20 protein-coding genes, 1 tRNA gene and 1 pseudogene are annotated in these 18259 nt (G+C 62.0%); 5 read left to right on the forward strand and 17 right to left on the reverse strand.

Annotated elements, in window-relative coordinates; genetic code table 11:
- Positions 1-53 precede the first annotated feature (53 nt).
- Both ACQ7C1_RS21710 and bfr read left to right on the forward strand, forming a co-directional pair.
- Positions 54-462 (forward strand): annotated as a pseudogene (locus ACQ7C1_RS21710) ((2Fe-2S)-binding protein).
- On the forward strand, positions 428-913 hold the full coding sequence (gene bfr / locus ACQ7C1_RS21715; RefSeq protein WP_064805736.1) for a bacterioferritin: 486 nt from the start codon (positions 428-430) through the stop codon (positions 911-913). The pseudogene ACQ7C1_RS21710 and the gene bfr overlap by 35 nt, the downstream one beginning before the upstream one ends.
- An 81-nt stretch (positions 914-994) precedes the next feature.
- Here the strand turns inward: bfr and ACQ7C1_RS21720 are convergent, their stop codons facing one another.
- The 6 genes from ACQ7C1_RS21720 to rsfS all read right to left on the reverse strand — a co-directional run bounded on the left by ACQ7C1_RS21720 (position 995) and on the right by rsfS (position 6760).
- Positions 995-1528: an RNA pyrophosphohydrolase gene (locus ACQ7C1_RS21720; RefSeq protein WP_085779867.1), complete on the reverse strand. Its 534-nt coding sequence runs from the start codon at positions 1526-1528 to the stop codon at positions 995-997.
- A gap of 24 nt (positions 1529-1552) precedes the next feature.
- Positions 1553-2749, reverse strand: a complete 1197-nt coding sequence (locus tag ACQ7C1_RS21725) for a divergent polysaccharide deacetylase family protein (protein ID WP_430959738.1) — start codon at positions 2747-2749, stop codon at positions 1553-1555.
- A gap of 76 nt (positions 2750-2825) precedes the next feature.
- A complete protein-coding gene (locus ACQ7C1_RS21730) occupies positions 2826-4148 on the reverse strand; it encodes a S41 family peptidase (protein WP_003543943.1) in 1323 nt (440 codons plus the stop codon).
- The gene (locus ACQ7C1_RS21735; RefSeq protein ID WP_430959740.1) at positions 4138-5538 is read right to left on the reverse strand and encodes a murein hydrolase activator EnvC family protein; all 1401 of its coding nucleotides are present in this window, start codon (positions 5536-5538) and stop codon (positions 4138-4140) included. Before ACQ7C1_RS21735 ends, ACQ7C1_RS21730 begins: the two co-directional genes overlap by 11 nt.
- 178 nt (positions 5539-5716) lie before the next feature.
- Complete coding sequence (gene rlmH, locus ACQ7C1_RS21740) at positions 5717-6199, reverse strand: 23S rRNA (pseudouridine(1915)-N(3))-methyltransferase RlmH (RefSeq protein WP_221113834.1); 483 nt, start codon at positions 6197-6199, stop codon at positions 5717-5719.
- Between the two features lie 117 nt (positions 6200-6316).
- Positions 6317-6760, reverse strand: a complete 444-nt coding sequence (gene rsfS, locus ACQ7C1_RS21745) for a ribosome silencing factor (RefSeq protein ID WP_085779863.1) — start codon at positions 6758-6760, stop codon at positions 6317-6319.
- Positions 6761-6969: 209 nt separating this feature from the next.
- On the opposite strand from rsfS, the gene ACQ7C1_RS21750 reads away from it, so the two are divergent.
- Positions 6970-7347, forward strand: coding sequence for a winged helix-turn-helix domain-containing protein (locus ACQ7C1_RS21750; RefSeq protein ID WP_430959741.1), 378 nt, complete (start codon positions 6970-6972; stop codon positions 7345-7347).
- Here ACQ7C1_RS21750 and modC read toward each other — a convergent pair whose 3' ends face one another.
- The 7 genes from modC to obgE form a co-directional block, all read right to left on the reverse strand.
- Complete coding sequence (gene modC, locus ACQ7C1_RS21755) at positions 7348-8415, reverse strand: molybdenum ABC transporter ATP-binding protein (protein ID WP_430959742.1); 1068 nt, start codon at positions 8413-8415, stop codon at positions 7348-7350.
- Entirely contained in the window at positions 8412-9113 is a 702-nt protein-coding gene (gene modB, locus ACQ7C1_RS21760) for a molybdate ABC transporter permease subunit (protein WP_430959743.1), read from the reverse strand. Before modB ends, modC begins: the two co-directional genes overlap by 4 nt.
- A gap of 278 nt (positions 9114-9391) precedes the next feature.
- The gene (modA, locus tag ACQ7C1_RS21765) at positions 9392-10177 is read right to left on the reverse strand and encodes a molybdate ABC transporter substrate-binding protein (protein ID WP_430959744.1); all 786 of its coding nucleotides are present in this window, start codon (positions 10175-10177) and stop codon (positions 9392-9394) included.
- A 477-nt stretch (positions 10178-10654) separates the two neighbouring features.
- Complete coding sequence (locus tag ACQ7C1_RS21770) at positions 10655-11254, reverse strand: nicotinate-nucleotide adenylyltransferase (RefSeq protein ID WP_430959750.1); 600 nt, start codon at positions 11252-11254, stop codon at positions 10655-10657.
- 37 nt (positions 11255-11291) lie between these two features.
- Complete coding sequence (locus ACQ7C1_RS21775; protein WP_430959745.1) at positions 11292-12575, reverse strand: glutamate-5-semialdehyde dehydrogenase; 1284 nt, start codon at positions 12573-12575, stop codon at positions 11292-11294.
- Positions 12568-13737: a glutamate 5-kinase gene (gene proB / locus ACQ7C1_RS21780; protein WP_097598333.1), complete on the reverse strand. Its 1170-nt coding sequence runs from the start codon at positions 13735-13737 to the stop codon at positions 12568-12570. Before proB ends, ACQ7C1_RS21775 begins: the two co-directional genes overlap by 8 nt.
- Entirely contained in the window at positions 13724-14812 is a 1089-nt protein-coding gene (gene obgE, locus ACQ7C1_RS21785) for a GTPase ObgE (RefSeq protein WP_085779856.1), read from the reverse strand. The genes proB and obgE overlap by 14 nt, the downstream gene beginning before the upstream one ends.
- Before the next feature lie 86 nt (positions 14813-14898).
- On the opposite strand from obgE, the gene ACQ7C1_RS21790 reads away from it, so the two are divergent.
- A complete protein-coding gene (locus tag ACQ7C1_RS21790; protein ID WP_430959746.1) occupies positions 14899-15765 on the forward strand; it encodes an endonuclease/exonuclease/phosphatase family protein in 867 nt (288 codons plus the stop codon).
- A gap of 70 nt (positions 15766-15835) precedes the next feature.
- Here the strand turns inward: ACQ7C1_RS21790 and ACQ7C1_RS21795 are convergent, their stop codons facing one another.
- From ACQ7C1_RS21795 to rplU, 4 genes are all read right to left on the reverse strand, one after another.
- Complete coding sequence (locus tag ACQ7C1_RS21795; RefSeq protein ID WP_221113827.1) at positions 15836-16423, reverse strand: GNAT family N-acetyltransferase; 588 nt, start codon at positions 16421-16423, stop codon at positions 15836-15838.
- Positions 16420-17076, reverse strand: a complete 657-nt coding sequence (locus ACQ7C1_RS21800) for a GNAT family N-acetyltransferase (protein WP_430959747.1) — start codon at positions 17074-17076, stop codon at positions 16420-16422. Before ACQ7C1_RS21800 ends, ACQ7C1_RS21795 begins: the two co-directional genes overlap by 4 nt.
- Before the next feature lie 125 nt (positions 17077-17201).
- Positions 17202-17471 carry a 50S ribosomal protein L27 gene (gene rpmA / locus ACQ7C1_RS21805; protein WP_004676172.1) on the reverse strand — a complete coding sequence of 90 codons (270 nt, stop codon included), beginning with the start codon at positions 17469-17471 and terminating at the stop codon, positions 17202-17204.
- 35 nt (positions 17472-17506) lie between these two features.
- Positions 17507-17824 carry a 50S ribosomal protein L21 gene (gene rplU, locus ACQ7C1_RS21810; RefSeq protein ID WP_007824851.1) on the reverse strand — a complete coding sequence of 106 codons (318 nt, stop codon included), beginning with the start codon at positions 17822-17824 and terminating at the stop codon, positions 17507-17509.
- A gap of 305 nt (positions 17825-18129) precedes the next feature.
- Between rplU and ACQ7C1_RS21815 the strand changes: the two genes are divergently transcribed.
- Positions 18130-18219: transfer RNA gene (locus tag ACQ7C1_RS21815), tRNA-Ser, on the forward strand.
- Positions 18220-18259 lie beyond the last annotated feature (40 nt).

The following is an 18259-nucleotide window of genomic DNA, read 5'->3' on the forward strand; positions in this document are numbered from 1 at the left end:
TGTCATCGCCTCCGAAGCGAATATTAGAAAATTTGCAACAGGCTCCGCCTAACGTGGCTTGCAGGGAAGCGGACTCGAATTTTTTCTTGACAGCAACCATCTTCTTTAGCAGAAAACACGATAGTCAGTGTCATGTTTGGAAATGAAGACGTGCTTGTCTGCAGCTGCAATTACATAACCGACAAGGAAATCCGGGAGGTTATCACCAACCTTCTCGACGAAGATTGTTGGCAGCTTATCGTGCCTGCGAAGGTCTACCACGCCATGGAAAAACGCGGCCGTTGCTGCGGCTGCTTCCCCAACGTGGTCGACATCATCATCCAGACGACTGAGGAATATCACGCCCGTCGCCACTCGACGGAGGCCGAAATATTTGATTTCATGTCGCGCTTGAAGCAGTTCCATGAGGAAAACAGGAGAGCGGACATTGAAAGGCGACAAAAAGGTCATCGAGCGGCTTAACGAGGCATTGTTCCTCGAACTCGGTGCGGTCAACCAATATTGGGTTCACTATCGTCTTCTCGAAGATTGGGGCTACACCAAACTCGCCAAGAAGGAACGCGCCGAGTCCATCGAAGAGATGCATCATGCCGACCGGCTTGTCGCCCGCATCATCTTCCTCGAAGGTCATCCCAATCTGCAGACCTTGGCCCCTCTGCGTATCGGCCAGAACGTCAAGGAAGTCCTCGAAGCCGACCTCGCCGGCGAGTACGACGCCCGCACGGCCTACAAGAAGTCGCGCGATATCTGTTATGACGCCGGGGACTATGTGTCGATGAAGCTGTTCGAAGAGCTGCTGGCCGATGAAGAAGGCCATATCGACTTCCTCGAAACGCAGCTCGATCTGCTCGAAAAAATCGGCGAAAGCAAATACGGCCAGCTCAACGCCGATTCCGCCGACGAAGCCGAATAAGCTCCTACCAGATGCCGGCCGCGTCAGGGCGGCCGGCACTCCCGTGCTCGCCGCGCGCAAATCGGAAGCATCCCGGTCTGATCAGTCCTCCGATTTCAATGCTGTCAGATGCTGGAATTCGGCGATCACCTGGTCATAGACGGCGCGTTTAAAGGGGACGATCAGGCTAGGTAGCTCCTGCATCGGCTTCCATTCCCAGGCGTCGAATTCGGGATCGTGGCCGCCGGGCGGCGGGTTGATGGCAATCTCGTTCTCGTCGCCCTCGAAGCGGAAGGCGAACCAGCGCTGCGTCTGACCGCGGAATTTTCCTTTCAGTCCGATGCCGATCAGCGTCGGCGGCAGATCGTAATTGATCCAATCGCTTGCCTCGGCGAGCAGCGTCACCGTCCTGATGCCGGTTTCCTCATAGAGCTCGCGATAGGCGGCATCCAGGGGATCCTCGCCCTTGTCGATGCCTCCCTGGGGCATCTGCCAGAGCTGCGGCGAGCCGTCATATTCGGAATTGCCGTCAGGGATGCGTCGGCCGGCCCAGACCAGGCCATCGCGGTTCAGGATCATCACGCCGACGCATGGGCGATAGGGCAGATCCTCGGCTTTCACGGTCGCTTGGCTCATCTTCTTCTCCGTTGAGACATCATCTCAGGGGTTTTTGGGGTCGTTGGAAAGCGCCGCGACGCCGACGATCTCGATGCCGCGCATCGAAGCCTCCTCGCTCCACTTGGCAATGGCGTCGACGCTTTCGTCAAAAGCCGAGGCGATGCCGATCGCCTGGCCGTTTTTGCGTGCGATGCGTTCGAGCTCGTCGAGTTTCTTCAGGATGGTGTCGACATTAAGCTGGCCGTCGAGCTGCAGATCGGCAAAGGCATAGGGCAGTTCGGTCCCCTTGGCGACATCCGCCGTTTTCGACTGCGCCGACGTCCCGTCGTCGAGGAAGAGCAGGCCGCGTTTGCCGATATCGCGCATCACGGGTTCCATGGCGGCAGGGTCGGAAAGGAAACGGCCGCCGAGATAGTTCATGATACCGGTGTAATTGGTGATCTCGCCCATCGCCTTGTGCAGGTTCTCGATGTTGCGGGCGATCGGCTTTGAGGTCAGCAGGGTCTCCGGGCCCGGATCATTGGCCGGATAATCAAACGGTTCAAGCGGCACCTGAAGAAGGATTTCATGGCCGCCGCGGCGAGCCTCCTGCATCCAGCGCTGGAGGCTGTTGCCGCTTGCGGCAAAGGCCAGCGTGATCTCCTCGGGCAATTCGGCGATGGCGCGCTGCGTTCCTGTCTGGCTGAGCCCAAGGCCGCTGACGACAATGGCAATGCGCACACCGCGGGCGCCGGACGAGGGGCGGGCATACTGATCCATCGGCCGTCGGCCGTCGGGACCGACGATCGGCAGCCTGCCATAGGCCGAATCCTCGAGCAGTGTCTCGTTCGGCAGCGCCGCCATGCGCGGATCCTGGCCGACCTGCATGGCATCGACCAATACCGGTCCGCTGCCGTCGCGGGGACGGGGGCTGTATTTGGTAACGACGGAGCCGTCGCCGGTGACCATCTGCTCGACATTGGCGCCCGAACGCGGTTCCGCGCGCGGCATTCCATCCGCCGCCTGGCCGGCCGGCGTCTGCGCTGGTTGAGGTGTGCTGGAAGAGGGCGCTGCCGCTTGCTCGGTTGCCGGCGTTTTTTTGCGCTCGAGCCCGTCGCCGCGAAAGGCCGTATAGAGAGAGAAGCCGCCTATCGCGAAAAGGCATAGACTGGCGGCGATCCGGCCGAGGCGCAGCACTCCCGGCCGCCGACTGCCGGTTTTGCGGTTGCGCCCCAAAGGCGCATGCAGGTCCGTTCCCAATTTTCTCGCCCGCTCCAAACCGGGAAACAGCAGAAAGGGTCAAGGCCGGGCGAGTGCCCGGCCTTGCAATGATCGATTACTTGGCGACGACGGCCTTGTCCGGGTTCGGCGGGAAGGCCGGATCGGTCTTCTTGCCGCGCAGCAGGTCGAGCGCGTAGTTCAGCTGAACGTCGTCCTTCGGGTCTGGCGGCACATAGGCAACGGAGCCTGAACCCTCGTCGGTTTCGCTCTGGCCCTTGATGTGGCCGCGCAGGCTGGATTCACCCTCCGTCACCATCTTGCCCTGAAGTTCCTCCGGCAGCGGCTCCTCGACCTTAATGTCGGGTGTGATGCCGGTGCCCTGGATCGAGCGCCCCGACGGCGTGTAATAGAGCGCCGTGGTCAGGCGTAGCGCGCCGTTTTCGCCGAGCGGGATGATCGTCTGGACGGAACCCTTGCCGAAGGAGCGGGTACCGAGAACGGTGGCGCGACGAAGATCCTGAAGGGCGCCGGCGACGATTTCCGATGCGGACGCCGAACCGCCGTTGATCAGCACAATAACCGGCTTGCCGTCCGTCAGATCGCCCGGGCCGGCATTGAAGCGGCGGGTTTCATCGGGATTGCGGCCGCGGGTCGAAACGACCTCGCCACGCTGCAGCAGGGCATCGGAGACATTGATCGCCTGGTCGAGCAGACCGCCCGGATTGAGGCGCAGGTCAAGGACGTAACCCTTCAGCTTGTCGGCCGGAACGGTGTCCTTGATCTTCTTGATCGCCTTCTCCATGTCGGGATAGGTCTTTTCGGTGAAGGAGATGATGCGGAGATAACCGACATCGTCCTCGACGCGCGACTTGACGGCCTGGACGGCGACAACGTCACGGACGATCGTCAGCTCGATCGGCTTGTCGGCGCCCTTGCGGATCAGCGTCAGCTTGATTGGGGTGTTGACGGCGCCGCGCATCTTCTCGACGGCGTCTTCCAGCTTCAGGCCGCGAACGGACTGCCCGTCGATCTCGGAAATGTAGTCGCCGGCGAGAACACCGGCCTTGGCGGCGGGCGTGTCATCGATCGGCGTGATGACCTTGACGAGCTCGTCTTCCATTGTGACTTCGATGCCGAGACCGCCGAACTCACCCTTCGTCTGGGTGCGCATATCTTCGGCGTCCTTCGCATTCATGTAGCTCGAATGCGGGTCGAGCGAAGACAGCATGCCGTTGATGGCGTTTTCGATCAGCTTGTCTTCGGCCGGCGGCGTGACGTACTGCGCGCGCACGCGTTCGAAGACATCGCCGAATACCGACAGTTCCTTGTAGGTGGAGGATCCGGCTGCTTCTGCCGGCACACCTGCCGAATAAATGACGCTCATCGCGGTCGCACCCATCAATGCGCCGACCAGAACAAGAGAAGCCCTACGAATCATTGCGTGCCTTTCCAGTGTCCTTGGCGGTCCACCACGGTCGGGAATCGACCGGTTTACCGTCTTTTCGAAATTCAATGTAAAGCGTTGGCCGGTCCGTTTCCAGCGCCAATGCAGTTGCGCTCGCCACTCTTTTCGCTCCCATCATGGCGAGCGGTTCACCAGAGAAAACGAATTTTCCCTGACGGGTATTGATGGTATCCATTCCCGAGAGAACCAGGTGGTATCCGTCGCCCGCGTCGAGAATGATCATCTGACCGTAACTGCGGAAAGCGCCGGCAAAAACCACCAGCCCGTCTGCCGGGGCCGTCACCACTGTCTCCGGGTTGGTGGCGACCGTCATTCCCATGGCTTCATGCCCGGTGCCATCGGCATCGCCGAACTGGCGCAGGATATCGCCTGCCACGGGCAGTTCCAATTTCGCCCTCAAATCTGCGAAGGGATATGCGGGCGCAATGCGGTTTTTATCGGGCACGCCGCTCTCGGCCAGCGCCTTGGCCTGAGCCCGCTGCTCGTCCGTCAAGAGCTTGCGGTTCTCCTCGGCCTGACGGGCCGCGGCGGCCGCTTCGCGTACCGAGGCGATCTCGGATTCCATCGAGGCGACGAGGCCTTCGAGGCTGGTCGCCTTGCCCGCGAGTTCCTCGGACCGCTTCTTCTCGGCCTCCAGATCAGCGGCGTTGCTGCGGCTGAGCTTGTCGTTTTCGGCAAGCAGCAGATCCATGCGGCGCTCTTCCTCGATGCTGTCGGTCATCGTCGCCGTCAGCTGGCTCTTCTCGGCGGCGCTTGCCGTCTGTAGCGCGGCCAGGCTTGCGAGATCGGCGGCGAGCTTGTCGGTTTCCTTGCGGATGCCGGGAACGACGGCGCCGAGCAGGATGGCGCTGCGCACGGATGCAAGCGCGTCGTCCGGGGTGACGAGCAAAGCCGGCGGCGGATTGCGGCCCATGCGCTGGAGTGCCGCCAGCACCTCGGCCAGCAGGCCGCGGCGTTCGTGCAAGGAACGGCGGATGCCATCCTCCTTGACGCCGAGGTCGGCAAGCTTCTTCTCGCTCTCAAGGATCTGTTTTTCCAGCCCCTTGCGGCGGGCGGCGGAATCGATCAGCGCCTGGCGAATGCTCTGCGTGCCTTTTTCCAGATTGGCGATACTCTGCTGGAGTTCGCTCACCTTATCGGAGGAGAGGCTGATTGATTTCGACAGGGTTTCGAGTTCGGCGCGGGTCTGATCGCGTTTGGCGGCAAGTTCGGCGGCCGGATCGGGCGGCGGCGCCTCGGCGGGCGGCGGGTGTGAAGATTGCGCCGCTTCCGGGGCGGCATCCTGGGCCAGAACTGAAAACGGGCTTGTCGAGACGAGGATGACCGCAACACCGAAACCGGCCGCAAGTGCCGGCAAAATCATGCGGTGTCGCCTGGTTGGAGTCGTCGTCATGCGTGTCCGGGCACTCTCTCAAATCGCGCGGAGACTAAGCTGATTTGGCACGCTTTGCCAGAAAGTTTGCAGGAGAAAGCCTGCCTGCGCAAAACACGGCTGCGTGACAATGCGACGCATAGCCGAGCCATGGACCGAGCGTGAATGGTCAGACACGGTGATAGGGATGGCCGGACAAAATGGTGACGGCGCGGTAGAGCTGCTCGGCGATCAGAGTGCGCACGAGTTGATGCGGCCAGGTCATCTTGCCCAGGCAAAGCGTGGCGTCGGCCCGGTCGTAAAGGCCGGGATCAAGGCCGTCGGCTCCGCCGATTGCAATCGTCAGCTCACGTTTGCCCTGGTCACGGTAGTTTCCGAGCAGCTTGGCGAAGGCTTCACTGTCGAGCGCCTTGCCGCGTTCATCGAGAAGGATGAGAACGCTGCCCTCGGTCAGCGATTTCAGCAGCATCGCCGCCTCTTCTCGCTTTCGAGTCTCCGCATTGGAGGCCCGGCTTTCACCGACTTCAGCAACGCGGGTGAATTCGAGGCCGACAGCAGAGCCGGCCTTGGCAAAACGATCGAGGTAACGGGCCACAAGATCCTTTTCGGGGCCGGACTTCAGCCGTCCCACCGCAAAAAGACCAATTCGCATTTCCCCGCTCCTGCTCGTGACGGCATTTCAGGCACACGATACACCGCGGCCGGCTTCTCATGTTTCCCGGCCAGTCAAATGCCGCATCTCAGGCGCCGGGCGATGCCGGCCCGCCTGTCAGTGCCGTGTCTCTTCATCCATATCCGGAGCCGCCCACATCTTTTCGATGTTGTAGAACTCGCGGATTTCGGGACGGAACACATGCACAATGATGTCACCCGTGTCGATCAGGATCCAGTCGCCGCCTTCCTGACCTTCGACGCGGGCCGTACCGAAGCCTTCGTCCTTGAGATCGGTGAGCAGGTGATCCGAGATCGCCAGGACGTGCCTGTTCGAGCGGCCGGAGACGACCACCATGTAGTCTCCAAGCGCCGATTTTCCGGCGATGTCGATCGTGACGATATCTTCAGCTTTGGAGTCCTCAAGGCTGGTGAGGACGGCTTCTAAGGCGCGGGCAGCGGCATCGGCGCCACGTTCCGCACTCTTCGGGACAACGGCGAGCGTTTTTCCCTTGGCGTGTACTGTTGTCAGTTTTTTCCCTTTCCTGGAATGACAAACCATGCACAACACGAGATCCGATTAAGGCCGGATCATGGTTAAGATAGGCATCAAACCATTAATGTTTCAAGACGTGCTAAGGTACAGAGCGGCCGAAAATCCGATCTGACGTCCGAAATGAAGAATATTGCCGCCGGGGCTGCTTGTGCGGTCGGTGTACAGTTTCCGTATCGCGGCGTAAAGTGCGGCAAATTCCTCGATTTTCCGATTCGATGACCGACTCAGCCGTAAAAACACCTGTTCCCGTCCTGCGAATCAGCTTCCCGAATGAGCACCGCCTCGGTCACGGCAAGATGGAGCTGCTGGAGCATATCCGCGCGACCGGGTCGATCTCGGCGGCCGGGCGGGCGATGAACATGTCCTATCGCCGCGCGTGGCTGCTCGTCAGCGAAATGAACCGGATGTTCTCAGAACAGGTGGTGGAGCCGCAGCGCGGGGGCCAAAAGGGCGGCGGCGCGGCATTGACGCCGTTCGGCGAAGAATTGCTAGCGCGGTTTCGCCGAATGGAACAGACGGTGCGGGAGAGCCTTGCCGAGGATCTCGCCTGGCTCGAAGCCAAGCGTAACCTGCTGCTTGGCGAGCACGATTGATCAGCTTTCCAGGGCAACCGTCTTGATGATGGCGAAGACGGTCTTGCCGGGCCGGAGATCGAGGCGCTCGCAGGAAAGCGCGGTGATGCGCGAGAGAACGGCATCGCCGTCACAATCGAGCCGGATTTCGACCGTTCCGTCATCGTCCGGCGCCATGTCTTCGATTTTGCCTTCAAGAATGTTCAGCGCGCTCAGGCCCTCGGGCCTTGCGGTCGCCAGCATGACATCTCGGGAAGGAATGCGGATGCGTACCGGTCTGCCTGAGGCAAGGGCGGTGCCGGGAATATGCAGCCGGTTGGATTTCAGAGCGACGATCGACAGGCGGTGGCGCGCATCGAAGCTCTCGACCGTGCCTTCGAGCAGCGCCCCCACCTCTTTCCGGTCGGAAGCCGCAGAGGGATGGCTCAATATGTCGACTGCGGGACCTGTCGCCTCGACTTTGCCGTCGTGCATGACGACGACCTGGCTTGCCAGCCGCGCCACCTCGGCGATCGCATGGCTGACATAGACGATCGGGATTTCGGTCTCATCGCGCAACCGCTCGAGATAGGGCAGGATCTCGGCCTTGCGCGCCTCGTCGAGGGCGGCAAGCGGCTCGTCCATCAGGAGCAGGCGCGGCGAGGAGAGAAGGGCACGGCCGATCGCGACCCGCTGCTTTTCGCCGCCGGAAAGTTTTGCGGGGCTGCGTTCCAACAGCGGCTCGATGCCGAGCAGGTCGATGATATGATCGAAGCTCTCGCGGTGTGCCGTCTTGGGGGCAAACCAGCGGCCGTAGGAAAGATTGGCGCGGACGCTCAGATGCGGGAACAGCCGCGCCTCCTGGAAGACATAACCGAAACGGCGGCGGTGTTTCGGGACGAAGATGCCAGCTGTCGTTTCGGTGAGGCGCTCGCCGTCAAGCACGACGCGGCCCTCATCCGGCCGGGCGAGACCGGCAATGATGCGCATCAGTGAGGTCTTGCCGGAGCCGGAGCGGCCGAACAATGCGGTCACACCGCCTTCGGAGGTGAAGGCGGCGTCGAGTGTGAAGGCACCGAGCCTTTGTTTTGCCTCGACGATCAGCGTCATTCCGGATCGATCCTCCGGCCGGCGAGACGAGCGAGGAATTCGGAGGCGAGCAGGGCGGCCATGGATATGACGATGGCGACGAGCGTCAGCCGCAGCGCACCGGCATCACCGCCCGGCACCTGGGTGAAGGTGTAGATCGCTGCCGGCAGCGTCTGCGTCTCGCCGGGAATGTTGGAGACGAAGGTGATCGTCGCGCCGAATTCCCCCATCGCCTTGGCGAAGGAGAGGATCATGCCGGCGATGATGCCTGGGAGCGTCAGCGGCAGCGTGATCGTCAGGAAAATCCAGACAGGGCCGGCGCCGAGCGTTCCGGCCGCCTCCTCCAGCTTGCGGTCGACTGCTTCGATCGAAAGGCGGATGCTGCGCACCATCAGCGGAAAGGCCATGACGGCACAGGCGAGTGCGGCGCCCGTCCAGCGGAAGGAGAAGACGATCCCGAAATGCTGGTCGAGCAGGCTGCCGATCGGACCGCGGCGGCCGAAGAGGATCAGGAGAAGGAAACCGGTGACGACGGGCGGCAGGATCAGCGGCAGGTGAACGATGCCGTTCAGCACCGACTTGCCCCAGAAGCGGCCGCGGGCCAAGAGCAGGGCAACGAGAATGCCGAAGGGCAGGCTCGCCAGCATCGCGACGATCGAGACGCGCAGGCTGAGCAGGATCGCCGTCCATTCCTCATTGCTCAGGCCGAATATGTTCAACTGCAGTCGTCTCCCTGGAAAATCCGGCATCATCCGACGCCTGCCCCTCATCCGCCTGCCGGCACCTTCTCCCCGCTTGCGGGGCGAAGGGGAATGGCCGCAACCTCTCCGTCCCTCGCTAACGTCTCGCAGGGCACGTCCCCTCTCCCCGCGAGCGGGGAGAGGGTTAGGGTGAGGGGCGACCATCCGCGCGAAGTGGGCAGCCGGAGTAGTAGGTCAGCAGCTTTGACTGACGCTAAGCTATCGCCCCTGATTCCGCAATCGCCTCAGTTTCTCAATCACTTCAGGATAGTGAAGCCCTGCGCCGTGAAGAAGACGGACGCCTTGTCCGATTTCAGGAAGTCGATATAGGCCCTTGCATCCGGGTTCTTGCTCTTAGCAAGGATCGCGACCGGATAGATGATCGGTGGGTGGGAGTCGGCCGGGAAGGTGCCGACGATCGCGACACCCTTGTCGGCCGCTGCGTCGGTCTGGTAGACGATGCCGTAAGGCGCTTCGCCGCGGGAGACAAGGGCGAGGGCTGCGCGTACGCTTTCGGCGCCGGCGACCTTGCTTTCGACCGATGTCCAGACGCCGAGTTTTTCCAGCGCAGCCATGCCGTATTTGCCCGCGGGAACCGATTTCGGCTCACCCATGGCAAGCCTGCCGTCACCAAGCAAAGCGGCGAGATCGAAACCCTGTTTGATCTCGACCGGCTTTGCCTTGTCCTTTTCGGCCACGAGCACGATCCGGTTTCCGAGCAGGTTCGAGCGGGTGTCGGCTTTGATCAGCTTCTTATCCGCGAGGTAGTCCATCCAGTCGAGGTCGGCCGAGATGAAGATGTCGGCCGGCGCGGCGTTTTCGATCTGCTTGGCAAGAGCCCCGCTCGCCGCATAGGAGGCGACGGCTTCCTTGCCGCTCTCCTGGGTCCAAGCGGCATTGGCGGCGTCGAGCGCATTTTTGAGACTTGCCGCGGCAAACACGGTCAGCTTCTCAGCAGCTGCGGGCGCCGGCAGCGCCGCGCCTATGCAGAGAGCCGCGATCGCGGCGGTTGCCAGCTTCATCCATTGGCGGCGGTTCTGCATGCATTCAGTCCCCAGGTATCGAAATGTTTCTACGAATATAACGATACTCATAGTTTGGCTAGGGGATATGTCCATGAAAATATAACCCTACCGGCGGCCGGGCTTATCTCTTCATGGCGGGCTTGCTTTTGAGAGGTTGGTCCGTAGGCGCGCAATGAGCGGGGATGGCGATTGCCAAATCAGCGGACCCGCAGGGGGGAAAGAGTTGTTTTGCAGAGCTTGCCGATTAATGCGGCAGCATTCGACGCCTCGTGAGCGCAGTATTGCGTCGGTTGCATTGCTGCATTGCACAAAATGATATTCACCTTGCCGCGGAATATGGTACAACACAGTCATCGAAACGGCTTTCTCCTCCTCCCATAGCCGTTCGACAGGATCGGCAACACTCCTCCTCCCAGTTGTCGATCGAGTTTATAAGCCCGACGGATCTCCTCCCCCGTCGGGCTTTCTCGTTTCCGGGATTTTTTCTAAAATCAACTATCTGACCGTGCCCGGCAAAGCGCCATTGCGGATTGCCGTCGAGCTCAGGCCGGAGCGCGGGCCGTGGATGAAGGTCCAGGCCGGCGCCCGCTTCTTCCAGAGAACGCGCGCATCGTCCTCGTCGACGCGGGCGAAATCGAAGCTCCGCGTCATTTTCGAAGAGAGATAGGAGAGCGTCGCGCCCGGCCGGTCGATCACCGCGATCGGAAAGGTGCGGGCGATCTCCTGCCATTTCTGCCATTTGTGAAAGGTCTGCAGGCTGTCGGCGCCCATGATCCAAATGAAATGCACATGCGGATTGCGGGCTTTGACGCGGGCCAGCGTATTGGCTGTGTAGCTGACGCCGAGCGCCTGCTCGAAAGCGGTGACCTTGATGCGCGGATCGGCGGCGACACGCTCGCTTTCGGCAATTCGTTCGGCGAGCGGCGCGAGAAGATTGCGGCTTTTCAGCGGATTGCCGGGGGTCACCATCCACCAGAGCTGGTCGAGACCGAGCCGCTTGATGGCGATTTCGGCGACGAGCGCATGGCCCTCATGCGGCGGATTGAACGACCCGCCGAACAGGCCGACGATCATGCCGCGCTCGCTGTGCGGCATGCGGAGATAACGTCGGTCCAGCTCTTCCGTCGTCACGTCAGGGTCGGGTCTGTCCGGCACCGCGCACCCGGTATTTGAAGGAGGTCAGCTGTTCGACACCGACGGGACCGCGGGCATGCATCTTGCCGGTGGCGATGCCGATTTCCGCGCCCATGCCGAACTCACCGCCATCGGCGAACTGGGTAGAAGCGTTGTGCAGCAGGATCGCCGAATCGACTTCGGTGAAAAAACGCTCGACGACGCCGGGATCCTCGGCGATGATGGCCTCGGTGTGGTTCGAGGAATATTTCTGGATATGGGCGATGGCACCCGATATGCCGTCGACGACGGCGACCGAGATGATCGCGTCGAGATATTCGGTCGACCAGTCCTCCTCCGTCGCGGGCTTCAGGCCGGGCGCAACTTTCAGCACCGCCGCCGAAGCGCGGATCTCGCAGCCGGCGTCCGTCAGCACCTCGAGCAGCGGCGTCAGATGCGTGCCGGTTGCCGCGATATCGACGAGCAGAGTCTCGGCCGCGCCGCAGATGCCGGTGCGGCGCATCTTGGCGTTGGCGACGATCTTCTTCGCCATTTCGATATCGGCCGAGGCATCGACATAGATATGGCAAAGGCCTTCGAGATGGGCAAAGACCGGCACCCGGGCCTCGGTCTGCACGCGGGCAACCAGGCTCTTGCCGCCGCGCGGCACGATGACGTCGATTGCGCCGTCGAGGCCACGCAGCATGGCGCCGACGGCGGCTCGATCGGTAACAGGGACAAGTTGGATAGCGTGCTCTGGAAGTCCCGCGGCCTTCAATCCTTCAACCATGCAGGCATGGATAGCCTGCGATGAACGACGCGAATCCGAGCCGCAGCGCAGGATGACCGCATTGCCCGCTTTCAGGCAGAGCGCCCCGGCATCGGCGGTGACGTTCGGCCGGCTTTCGAAGATCACCCCGATGACGCCGAGCGGCGTGCGGACGCGCTCGATCTTCAGGCCGTTCGGCCGGTCCCAGGCGGCGATGACTTCGCCAACCGGATCGGCAAGGGCGGCGATGGCGCGGATTCCCTCGGCCATCTCGGCAATGCGCTTTTCGTTCAGCGTCAACCGGTCGACGAAGGAGGCAAGCGTTTCGCTGCCTTCGATATCCTTCAGGTCCTTGGCGTTTTCGGCCAGGATATGCGCCCTGCTCGCCAGGATCGCGTCGGCCATGGCGTTCAGGGCCTTGTTCTTCGCCTCGGTGGACGCAAAGCCCAACGGTCGCGCGGCAGCCTTCGCCTTGCGGCCGATGTCGTTCATCAGCGCATCAATGTCAGGCCCCGGCGCAACGGTATCAAGCATAGCTCGCGTCCTTCTTCTGCCTTTCCGATTTCGGTCTGATCTGGGCGGTCATCACCATGTCGTCGCGATGGACCATGGCGGCGCGTCCGGCATAACCGAGAATGGCCGCGATCTCGGCCGACTTGCGGCCGGCGATGCGGCGGGCGTCCTCGGCATCGTAGCTTGCCAACCCGCGGGCGATCTCGCGACCGGCCGGTCCGATGATCGCTACCGTGTCGCCGCGGCTGAAGAGGCCGGAAACGCTGCGCACGCCGGCGGGAAGCAAGCTCTTGCCGGCGCCGAGCGCGGTGACGGCGCCCTCGTCGACATGCAGTTCGCCTGCCGGCTGCAACTGCCCGGCGATCCAGGTCTTGCGGGCGGTGACTGGCGTTCCGGAAGGGGCGAACCAGGAGGAGCGCGCGCCGTTTTCGATCGCCGACAGAGGGCTTTCGGTCTTGCCCGACGCGATGATCATGGCGCAGCCCGACGTGGTGGCGATCTTGCCGGCATCAATCTTGGTGCGCATGCCGCCACGCGAGAGCTCGGAGGCGGCCCCTCCGGCCATCGCCTCGATTTCCGGGGTGATTTCGCCGATCGTCTCGAGGAAGGCCGCATTCGGATCGAGATGCGGCGGCGCGGTGTAGAGGCCGTCAATATCGGAAAGGAGGATGAGCAGGTCGGCGCCGGTCATCGTCGCCACACGGGCGGCAAGCCGGTCGTTGTCGCCATAGCGGATCTCGCTGGTCGCGACCGTATCGTTCTCGTTGATGATCGGCACGGCGCCGATCTTCAGGAGCTGATTGATGGTGGCGCGTGCGTTGAGATAGCGGCGGCGTTCCTCGGTATCACCGAGCGTCAGCAGGATCTGGCCGGCGACGATTTCGTCGCGCGACAGGCTCTCCGACCAGGCGCGTGCCAAGGCGATCTGGCCGACGGCGGCGGCGGCCTGGCTTTCCTCTAGCTTCAGCGCGCCGGCGGGCAGGTTGAGCACCGAGCGGCCGAGCGCAATTGCCCCCGAGGAGACGACGAGCACGTCGATCCCCTTGGCCTTCAGGCCTGCAATATCGGCGCACATCGCATCGAGCCAGGCCTTCTTCAGCCCGGCCTTACGATCGACCAGCAGGGCCGAGCCGATCTTGATGACGATGCGGCGGTAGCGGCCAAGCGGCTTACGGCTGGTCATCGGCCGCATCCTCGTCCGTGCCTTCTTCGCTGACGATCATGTCGCGATGCCGGAGCTTCGGCACCTTGGCCGGCTTCTCCTCGGCATTCTCTTCGACGATGATATCGCGCAGCGCGCGCAGAACCTCCGTCATGCCCCTGCCGGTGACAGCGGAGATCTGGAACGGCGTCTTGCCGCAGGCCTTCGCCAATTCCTTCGTCTTCTTCTTCAGTTCGGCCTCGTCGAGCACGTCGATCTGCGACAGCGCCACGATCTCGGGCTTATCGGTCAGCTCATTGCCATAGGCTTCGAGCTCGTGTTTGACCGTCTTATAGGCCTTGCCGACCTTTTCCTCCTGGGCGGAGACGAGATGGAGCAGCACGCGGGTGCGCTCGACATGGCCGAGGAAACGGTCGCCGATGCCGACGCCCTCATGAGCGCCTTCGATCAGGCCCGGAATATCGGCCAGGATGAACTCCCGCTCGTCAACCGTGGCAACGCCGAGATTGGGATGCAGCGTGGTGAAGGGGTAGTTGGCGATCTTCGGCCGGGCGCGGGTAACGGATGCGAGGAAAGTCGACTTGCCGGCATTGGGCAGGCCGACAAGGCCGGCATCGGCAATCAGCTTCAGCCGCAGCCAGATGGTTTTTTCCTCGCCTGGCAGGCCGGGATTGGCCCAGTCAGGGGCCTGGTTGACCGAGGTTTTGAAATGGGCGTTGCCGAAGCCGCCATTGCCGCCATGGGCAAGGCAGTAACGCTGGCCTTCCTCGGTCAGGTCGCAGATCATTGTTTCCCGGTCTTCCTCGAAGATCTGGGTTCCCACGGGGACCTTCAACGTCACGTCGCTGCCGTTGGCGCCGGTGCGGTTGCGGCCCATGCCGTGGGTGCCGATCGTCGCTTTGAAATGCTGCTGGTAGCGGAAATCGATCAGCGTGTTGAGGCCGTTGACGGCCTCCACCCAGACATCGCCGCCGCGTCCGCCATCACCGCCATCGGGGCCGCCGAACTCGATGAATTTCTCGCGCCGGAAGGAAACGCTGCCCGCGCCGCCATCTCCGGATCGGATATAGACCTTTGCTTCGTCGAGAAATTTCATTTTTACTTCCAAATATTCCGTGGCAGTTGGACGGCCCGTCTTGGCCCATTCGATATAGGCGGTTCCGACGGAGGTCAAAGATTATCGTGAATTTTGTCAGCTATAACATACAGTACGGCTTCGGTCTCGACGGCCGATACGATCTGGCGCGCATTGCCCGCAGCCTCGAAGGCGCCGACGTCATAGCGCTGCAGGAGGTGACCCGCGGTTTCTCCCGCAACGGTTTTGCCGACATGGTGGCAGGGATTGCCGCCTTGTTTCCCGACCATTTCTGGGTGTATGGGCCGGCCTGCGACATCCATATCGACGGGGGCAAAGGCGGCCTGCAGCCGGTGCGCGGCACGCGTTTTCAGTTCGGCAATATGGTGCTGTCGCGCTGGCCGATCCTGTCGACGCGGACGCTGCTTCTGCCACGCAGCCGGACGATCGCCAAGATCAACCTGCAGCGCGGCGCAACCGAGGCGCTGATCGCCATTCCGGGCGGCGCGATCCGCGTCTACTCCGTGCATCTCGACCATGTCTCCGCCGACGAGCGCATCCGCCAGCTGCAATTCTTGAACGGGCAAGTCAACGCATTCGTCCAGGAGGGCGGATCGCTGACGGGCGGTGGCGAGCTCGATCTGCCGGAGCTGCCGCTGCCCGAGGATTATGTGATCATGGGCGATTTCAACATGGAGCCGGAATCGCCGGAATATTGCGCACTTGCCGGTGCCGGCGGCGGATATTACGGCCGTGTTGCCAGAATCGGCACGCCGATGGACGCTTTTGCGGCGCTTAACGCTTACACGCCGGACAGCTACAGCTGGATGGATCCTGATGATCACGGCAAACGCATGCATCTTGACTATTGCTTCGTCAGTTGCGGCCTGGAGAGCCGGTTGAAATCCACCCGGATCGATACGCAATCCCACGGTTCCGATCATTTCCCTGTCTGGGTCGAGATCGGCGATTGACGAAGACGCCGCCGAGCCGGCGGCGTCTTCTTTTCCACTTCTTTCAGAGCATCTTCGACACCATGCTCTGTTATGCGACCTTGCGCGGCTGCAGCGCGCCCGGCTGCAGCACGGTTTCGATATGCGACACCATGGTGTTGCGGGCGAAACAATAGATTTCGCCGCAACCGGTCATGCGGAAACCGAGCTTCTCCTGCAGTCGCAGCGAAGCCGGGTTGTCGGCGAAGACACCGGAATGAACAGGCGTCTCCGGCATGCGGCGCGAAAAGCGTTCGATGATCGCCGCCACCGCCTCGCTCATATAGCCGCGTCGCCAGTAGTAACGGTTCAGCCAGTAGCCGAGGTGCCAGCGGCCGTGGCGCAGTTCGATCGAGACGGCGCCGATATGGACATCGTCATTGCCGGTGATGGCGAGCGACCAGTCCGGCAGCGTGCCTGACGTGACCGGCATCAGCCAATCCAGCGCATCCTGCCTGTCGAAGGGCGCGGGGACGCGGGAAAGCATGCGCGTCACCGCGAAATCGGCAAGCGATTCCGCGATGGCGGGCGCATCGCTCAGCCGGTGGGGGCGGAGCGTCAGCCGGGCAGTCGGGATGACCGGCGCGGGGCCGGGCATCATCGGCTTGGTGTCCGGCCTTTGCAGTGCCGTCGTGCTCATGCGATGTTCCCCCAGCTTCGCAGCGACATCCAGGTCTTGCGGTCGAGCCTGTACCATTCGACAGGCACGTTGCTGCCGAGCGCCAGCGAGGCCGCAAGCCCCGATCCCTGGAACTGGAAGCCGCACTTCTGGATGACGCGGCGCGAGGCGACGTTCATCACCCGGCAGCGGGCGTCGATCTGATCGATGTCCTGACGGGTTCTGAACACCATATCGACGAGGGCATGGCAGGCCTCGGTGGTGTAGCCCTGGTTCCAATAGGGCTCACCCAGCCAGTAACCGATCTCGACGGTCCTGCCGTCGCTGTGCGGTTCCACGCCGCAGCACCCCATGAAGGCGCCGTTTTCGGCTTTGGTGATGGCATAGACGCACTTGCCAATCTCGCCATTTCGCGAACGCCAAACAAAGTCGGCGGCATCATTGGCGGTATAGGGGTGCGGCATACGCGATACCATGGTGGCGACTTTGGCGTTGTTGGCGAGATGGGCAAGGGCGTCGATGTCTTCTTCATGTGGCGCGCGCATGACGAGCCTTTCCGATAACAAGACAGGGCAATCGGTCCTTAACCGCTCCGGCCTCAGCCGTTCCTTGGAAGACCGCTGGTCTTCCCGGGAAGACCGTGATTGGTCTACCCTTATCAATTCGCCTTGCATGTTCAGTCCTCCTGTTTGGACAAAGAAAAAGGGGAGATGGCGCCCCATCTCCCCTGTTTTCTGGACTGAACCTGGTACGGCCAGCCGGGTCGATGAGACGCCGGCTGTTTTTGAGCGCTACCGGCTTATTCCGCTGCTTCCGCTTTCGGCATGACAGACACGTAGACGCGACCGTTGGCCTTCGTTCGGTAGTCCACATTGCCGGCGGTAAGTGCAAAGATCGTGTGATCCTTGCCCAGGCCGACGTTGGAACCGGGATGCCACTGCGTACCGCGCTGACGCACGATGATGTTGCCTGCGATGACGGCTTCGCCGCCGAACTTCTTCACGCCAAGGCGCTTGGATTCGGAATCGCGACCGTTGCGCGAGGAACCGCCAGCTTTTTTGTGTGCCATTGGAGTTCTCCTTTTAAACCTGAAACCCGTTGATCTTACTTGGCAGCCACGATGTCCGTGATACGGACGACCGTGTGATGCTGGCGATGGCCGCGCGAACGCTTCGAATTCTGACGACGGCGCTTCTTGAAGGCGATGACCTTCTTGCCGCGGGTCTGGTCGACGACTTCCGCCTTGACGGAGGCGCCGGCTACGAAGGGCGCACCGATCGCCGCGTCGGCGCCTTCGCCGATCACGAGGACTTCGGTGAATTCAATGGAGTCGCCAGCGGATGCTTCAAGCTTCTCGATGGTCAGCACGTCGTTGGCTGCCACACGGTACTGCTTACCGCCGGTCTTGATGACTGCGAACATTTTTTATCCTTTCATGTTCGTTCCGGCGCTCCCCGCTATTTCCGCAGGTGGCCGTCTTTTTATCAGTCGAAGTTAAGCAGGGATTTCAGGGAACTAGCCCAGAACTCTGGTCTGCCGGTGAAACCCCGCGCGAGCGCGAGGCGGGCAAGGGGCGGACTACTCCACTCCTATTGCGGATGCGGGATACGCGAGTGACAGAAAGGTGTCAAGGCAAAAGGATGGAAAAGCTTGAGATTTCGGCTTGCCAACCTGTCATCTGCCCGTTATGAGAACGCCCGCGCCGAACAAGCGCCGACCAAGACCGCGGAGAGGTGGCAGAGTGGTCGAATGCACCGCACTCGAAATGCGGCATACCTGCAAGGGTATCGTGGGTTCAAATCCCACCCTCTCCGCCATCATGCTCCTGTCCGACCCGGAGACATAGGTAACTGCTCC

Source organism: Rhizobium sp. Nf11,1, from assembly GCF_050587665.1.
Taxonomy (GTDB): Bacteria; Pseudomonadota; Alphaproteobacteria; order Rhizobiales; family Rhizobiaceae; genus Rhizobium.